The organism is Vibrio sp. 10N.247.310.98, from assembly GCF_041467395.1.
GTDB classification, from domain to species: Bacteria; Pseudomonadota; Gammaproteobacteria; order Enterobacterales; family Vibrionaceae; genus Vibrio; species Vibrio crassostreae_C.
This window is the reverse complement of the sequence record NZ_JBFSUL010000101.1, coordinates 1-6,254: the sequence shown is the minus strand read 5'-3', so window position 1 is coordinate 6,254 and position 6,254 is coordinate 1. Positions and strand designations below refer to the sequence as shown.

5 protein-coding genes are annotated in these 6,254 nt (G+C 43.3%); 4 read left to right on the top strand and 1 reads right to left on the bottom strand.

Annotation, left to right across the window (positions count from 1 at the left end; genetic code table 11):
- Positions 1-5: 5 nt before the first annotated feature.
- Together tnpB and AB6E78_RS22585 are read left to right on the top strand one after the other, a co-directional pair.
- Entirely contained in the window at positions 6-149 is a 144-nt protein-coding gene (gene tnpB / locus AB6E78_RS22590; RefSeq protein ID WP_372153791.1) for an IS66 family insertion sequence element accessory protein TnpB, read from the top strand.
- A 25-nt stretch (positions 150-174) separates the two neighbouring features.
- Positions 175-1,709, top strand: a protein-coding gene (locus tag AB6E78_RS22585) for an IS3 family transposase (protein WP_372134063.1) whose coding sequence is annotated in 2 segments (ribosomal slippage) — positions 175-628 and positions 628-1,709 — 1,536 coding nt in all. Because the reading frame shifts where the segments join, the coding sequence is not laid out codon by codon here.
- A 208-nt stretch (positions 1,710-1,917) separates the two neighbouring features.
- On the opposite strand, the gene AB6E78_RS22580 is transcribed toward AB6E78_RS22585, so the two are convergent.
- A complete protein-coding gene (locus tag AB6E78_RS22580) occupies positions 1,918-2,760 on the bottom strand; it encodes a hypothetical protein (protein WP_017062424.1) in 843 nt (280 codons plus the stop codon).
- A gap of 282 nt (positions 2,761-3,042) precedes the next feature.
- On the opposite strand from AB6E78_RS22580, the gene AB6E78_RS22575 reads away from it, so the two are divergent.
- Complete coding sequence (locus AB6E78_RS22575; protein WP_017062426.1) at positions 3,043-4,596, top strand: amidohydrolase family protein; 1,554 nt, start codon at positions 3,043-3,045, stop codon at positions 4,594-4,596.
- 325 nt (positions 4,597-4,921) lie between these two features.
- Positions 4,922-6,085, top strand: a complete 1,164-nt coding sequence (locus tag AB6E78_RS22570) for a dipeptidase (RefSeq protein WP_017029485.1) — start codon at positions 4,922-4,924, stop codon at positions 6,083-6,085.
- Positions 6,086-6,254 lie beyond the last annotated feature (169 nt).

Genomic DNA, 6,254 nt, shown 5'->3' with positions numbered 1-6,254 from the left:
CAGCGATTATCGAAAATGATACTGACTTGCCTCTTGGCAGCGGTGCGCTGTTCCTATTTACCAATAAACAGCACGATAAGATCAAGGTACTGTACTGGGATAAGACAGGCTCCCTATCTGGCAGGGTAGTTGTCACTGTTAAAATTTAACCAGTTTGGGCGATAAAGAGTAATTGTGTCTCGTATCTCAGTAGAAAGAAAAGAAGCTATCTTGAAGAAGCTATTACCTCCCTATTCGATGCCAGTGAAAGAAGTGTCGGAAGAGGAAGGAATTAGCACTGCGACCCTGTATCATTGGCGCCAGCAACTCAGAGGTTCAGGAGCCGCCGTGCCAAATAGCAACACTTCATCAGAGCAGTGGTCTGCTCAAACTAAACTCGCCATTGTTGCCGAGACTTACTCGATGACCGAAAGTGAACTCAGCCAATATTGTCGTGAAAAAGGTCTTTTCCCTGAACAAATCCAAAGTTGGCGCAGCGAATGTATGCAAGGGTTTAAGTCGAGTAAAGAGCAGGAAGCTGAAGCAAAGAAGCAGGCTAAAGCTGACAAACTTGAAATCAAAGATTTGAAGAAAGATTTACGACTCAAAGAAAAAGCACTCGCTGAAACGGCCGCCCTCTTGGTACTAAGAAAAAAGCTGAGAGCCTTTTACGGGGAAGAGCCAGAGGACGACTAACCTCAACCGATGAAAGGCAGACCATAGTGACTCTAATCCTTGAAGCGAAGCAATGCGGATGCCGTTTACAGCTAGCTTGCCATGAAGTTCAAATTGACTTGAGAACCTATCGTCGCTGGTATCAGCAAGGAGAAGTTCAAGCTGACAAAAGGCCAATATGCATCAGACCTGAGCCTGCTAACAAGCTGTCTCAGGAAGAGCGTGATGCGATTGTCGAGGTGTGTAACCGCTCTGAGTTCGCAAGCTTGCCTCCAACTCAAATCGTCCCGACACTGCTTGATAGAGGTGAGTATATCGCCTCTGAGTCGAGCTACTATCGAGTACTGAGTACGCAGGGGCAACTTCACAAGCGAGGTCGTCAGCGGAGCAGACAGAAGCAAGCGAAGCCAACCAGTTACACAGCGACGGACTCAAACCAAGTCTATACGTGGGATATCAATTACTTACCTTCAAAAGTTCGAGGCCAACACTATTACCTGTATGTCATTGAGGACATCTACAGTCGAAAAATTGTTGGTTATGAAGTGTATGAGCATGAATGCGGTGAGCTAGCGTCACAACTTCTGCAACGAACGTTGATGCGAGAGCAGTGCTTCAATCAAGCACTGGTTCTTCACTCAGATAATGGTGCGCCGATGAAGTCGTTGACGTTCAAAGCAAAAATGGAAGAGTTAGGTATTACTTCATCGTATAGTCGCCCAAAAGTCAGTGATGATAACCCGTATGTTGAGTCATTGTTCCGCACGGTAAAGTACATGCCAAGCTGGCCAACAAAGGGCTTTGAAACAATCGACAATAGTCGAAGTTGGGTTGAAGCCTTCGTACGCTGGTACAACACGGAGCACAAGCACAGTAAGCTGAATTATGTCACGCCTTCAGAGCGTCACAATGGAAAAGATAAAGAGATCTTGAAGCGCCGAGCGGAGGTACTACTCGCTGCAAAAGAGCTAAACCCTGAACGCTGGCCTGGTGATATCAGAAACTGTGAACCTGTTGGTGACGTTCACCTAAATCCAGAAAGAGAAGCTGCTTAATAAGTAAGCAAATGATGACAACTACCTTGAAAAACACCGCTTGGTTAAAAGTACTACCATAAGTATTACCGCTCTCTTTGCGAGTTTTTTTATGGATATATATCAGCATCTTAAATAAATAAGTCGGATTCCTCACTCACCGCCAAATTTAAGACCGCAGCAGTTCGCTGCGGTTTTTTTATGTCTAATTTTATCCTGCGACCTGTTATCACCAAGGAAGAGCAACAACAGGTGTGATGACCAGTCGAAGTTGATGCTCTATCCCAAACGCGTCAGGGCTTTCAATGTAGTTCCAGTATTGAAGACCAAACTTGATGGGTTTGCCACCAATGAGAGTCGTCTTAGCGAACCCAATACCAATAGGGAATGACAATTTATTTCCACTGCTCGCTTCGTGATTATAGCTCCAAGTTGGTTGCGCTTGAATTTGCCATCCATCGTCTAGATTCGCGGTATAGAAGTACTGTCCACCAGTAATACTCGCGTCGGCGTCATTGCTTCCGCCAGCGTTCCATTGATGGGTAATTAACGCCCCGATAACCCCCCAGCTTTGTACGTAGGCTAAGGCAAACTCTGGACCGAGTAAGAATTGATCGTTACCCAGTTCATCGCTTGTTGCGGTGGGCAGTGTACCCACTATCCCCCCCACGACAATCATGCCGCTCTCAAAGGTATGACCAACGGCCACATCAAAGCCGATATCACCGAGACCTGCATCTGAATTTTCAAATCTATCGCCCTTGTAATAGGGTTGGTCAAATATTAAAGGTATATTTGGTCTGATAAATAAGTTGGTTCGCTCTGCAATTGGCACAGGGAGAACAGGTTGAAAGCTCAAGCGATACCCGTTCTGACTGTTCGCTGAATTTAAGTCGCCTTGATAGTTCGTCCAATCCAAGTTAAAGGACATCGAGCCAAGCGTTGTGTTTGGGTTGGCTAGCTCTTTAGCTACCTCCTCTACATCTTGCCCCTCGTCGGCTAACACTACGATGGGAAGAGTGACAGCAAAGAAGAATATCGCGCTTAAACTTCGTAATTTAAGGTTTGGCATTTTTTTTCCCTGACGAAAACGTTGGTACATAAACGTTTAGCTATGAAGGATTATTTTGTCAAAGTTGCCTTTATAGAGAAGGGCAGCTCTGGAGCGGCAAAGTCAATAGCTGTGGGTGAGATGAGCGTAAAAGTGATTGTTTTTGAGTCACTTTCTCTTGTCACGTTAGATTTGTCTTATCAATGAGCAAAGATGAGGATCAGGTAGATAGCGTGAAATTATTGGTCTAAGATTTTTGACACGTAACACTTATAGTTCATCTCACACACACGGGATAAAATTATGAAACCACTAGAATCATTCATTAAAAAGGCTACAATCGTCGGCTTTGGCCTTATGTCACCACTTGTTATCGCCGCTAATTATGATGTTGTAATTTTGAACGGCAGAGTTATCGACCCTGAAACAAATTTCGATTCTGTTGCTAATGTCGGGATCAAAGATAATAAGATCACAGCAATAACGACCGATAGTATTTCTGGGGATAAAACTATTGACGCTACAGGTAAAGTTGTTGCCCCTGGATTCATCGACGTCCACGCTCATGGTCAAAACATTGGTGACTACAGAATGCAGGCGATGCAAGGCGTTACCACTATGCTGGAACTCGAATCTGGTGTTCTACCTATCAGTGACTGGTATGCAGGACAAGCTGAAAAAGGCTTACCATTAAACTATGGTGCAGCAGCTGGTTGGACTTACGCTCGTATTGCTACATTTAGTGAGACGGAACCCGAAGCGACCGTTGGCTATTTCCAAAAAGCTCAATCACGTAATGATTGGAAGATGGATATAGCAACACCTGAGCAAGAAAGTAAAATCATCAAGCTGATTGAGCAAGGCCTTGATGAAGGTGGCCTAGGTATCGGGATTAACGCTGGCTATGCACCGGGCCATGGTCAAAAAGAATATTATGCATTGGCTGAATTAGCCGCAGAAAGAGACGTAGCAACCTATACTCACGTTCGCTATGCCAGCAATGCCGAGCCACAAAGCTCGTTTGAAGCCGTTAAAGAATTAGTGGGCAATGCCGCTATCACTGGCGCTCATATGCACTTTTGTCATATTAACAGTACTTCATTAAAAGATATCGAAACCATCTTACCTATGGTCAATAAGGCTCAAGAACAAGGAATCAATGTTACTGTGGGCGCTTACCCTTGGGGCGCAGCAAGTACTGTCGTTGGCGCAGCCATGTTTTCTGGTGAAGGCTGGCGGGAACGTATGGGTTCAACCGCTGAAAACTTTCAGCTAGGTAAAGAACGTATGACAGAAGAACAGTTGAAAGACTACCAAGAAAATAAACCTGGTACCTTTATTGTCTGGCACTTCCTAGACGAGCAAAACCCTAAAGATCTTGCTCTATTAGACGCTTCGATTCTAAATCCTAATGTGTTGATTGAATCTGACGAAATGTTCTGGATGCATATGGACGAAGACGGCCACATTGAAAATTATGCAGGTGACGAGTGGCCATTACCAAAAGATCTATTCTCTCATCCTAGATCAAATGGCACCTTTGCTAAAGTACTCAGAGTCTATGTTCGTGAGCGCGGCTTGTTAACGATGACGGAAGCACTACGTAAAATGACACTGATGCCAGCTCAATTAATAGAAGATTTTGTCCCTCAAATGAAAAATAAAGGACGAATCCAAACTAATATGGACGCAGATATCGTGGTATTCGACCCAGAAACTATCGCTGATGTGGGCACCTACCAAGATCCTAACCACCCAGCCGTAGGCGTACATTGGTTATTGGTTAACGGCAAAATCGTTGTCAACAACACACAACTAGATACAGACGTTAAAGCAGGCGAAGCCATTCGACGTTAATTCACCTAATCAATGATAAATCAGACTATAGAAAGCGATACTCAGGTATCGCTTTTTTATCTCACCTCTTCGATAATTTCTTAAAGTGTCACATATAATACTTTTAAATGAATTTTCTAATTGAGGTAACATTTAGATAGATTTGCCAAAAATATTCGACATAAATCACGTTTTTATCATGTCATTGGGCGTAGTTTATTTATAAAAAGGTGCGTATAAAGGGCTTAACACTCCGTTTGATATAAATCCGTACCTATCTTTACTTCCAAACTTCCAACATATTTATATTTTATAGAAGCTAACACTGTTAAGGAAAATTTCAAATATGGACAACAAATCTGAAATCGAACCAAGTAATGATAAAGCGACAAAGTCAGGTGCACCAAAATTACCAGAATTTGAAATAAAAGATTATTCAAAAATCCCTCAACGAACACACAAATATCCTGCATCTGAACGTGCAAAAAAAATTGTTCGAGATTCTATGGCTATTGACAGCCTTTTTTCCGGTCTTTGGCCCTCTCAATGGTCTTCACCTGAAGCACCAGAATTCCATGATGAAATGGACAAGTGCAAAGCCGCTGGATTCAAGGTACTAGCAGCATGTCCTTCCGCAGACTCGTTAGATGCCTCGGTTGAAGGCATTATGAAAGGCGCTCAGTTCTACCTAAGCAAAATGAAAGAACGCCCAGACGACTATATGATGATCCGCACTACCAAAGATATTGATGAAGCGGTAAAACAAAACAAATTGGGTATTTACTTCACTCACCAAGGTACTCAAATATTTGGTGGTGATGTTGATCGCGTAGGACTATGGCGTGAGATGGGCTATGGTTACTGTTTATTGGCATATAATCAACGTAATGATGTGGGTGATGGCTGCTTCGAAATTGAGAACCGTGGTCTAACTGAATATGGAAAAAAACTTGTCGACGCTTATAACCGATACGGTATGCCTGTTGATGTAAGCCATACTGGCGAACGAACCTCCTTAGATGCGATTGAACGCAGTAGCCAACCTGTCATTTCTTCGCATTCAGGTGCGAAAGCCATTGCCGATTATCAGAGAAGCCTTTCTGACGCTGTGATTAAAGGTGTTGCGGCAACCGGTGGGGTTTGCTCAATAAATATGGTGGCTGCCTTTATGGATACATCTAACCCAGATATATTGACGACTGAACAATTATTTCGACATATTGATTATATGGTCAACTTAGTCGGTATAGACCACGTTGGCTTCGGTTCAGACTATATCCCGAACATCAATTTTACAGCGTCTATTATTCAAACACCAATGGGGCAGAACGTATTCCCTGATGGTGGCTATAGTGCCGCTGTAGGAGCAAAAGGGTTTCCTACCCCAGCACCATATCAAATTGTTGCAGCTCTAATTGATACCATGCTTGAAAATGGATACTCAGAAGAAGACTGCAGCAAGTTCTTAGGTGGCAACATGTACCGAGTATTTGATCAAGTCTGGGTATAAGAAGTTTATTAAATTTACTCAATAATTAGCACTTCTAACATCTCGTTTAGAAGTGCTTTTTTAATCGCTTCGAATGAGACTGCAGTTTATGACTGCTCCTAACTTGTTATTGTCCGTGCGACCTGAGGTCGTATGAAGCGTTGTTCACCGCTTAACGAGTGAACCATCT

Coding starts and splice junctions, on each gene's coding strand:
- AB6E78_RS22570 (WP_017029485.1), top strand. CDS start 4,922: ATGGACAACAAATCTGAAATCGAACCAAGTAATGATAAAGCGACAAAG.
- AB6E78_RS22575 (WP_017062426.1), top strand. CDS start 3,043: ATGAAACCACTAGAATCATTCATTAAAAAGGCTACAATCGTCGGCTTT.
- AB6E78_RS22580 (WP_017062424.1), bottom strand. CDS start 2,760: ATGCCAAACCTTAAATTACGAAGTTTAAGCGCGATATTCTTCTTTGCT.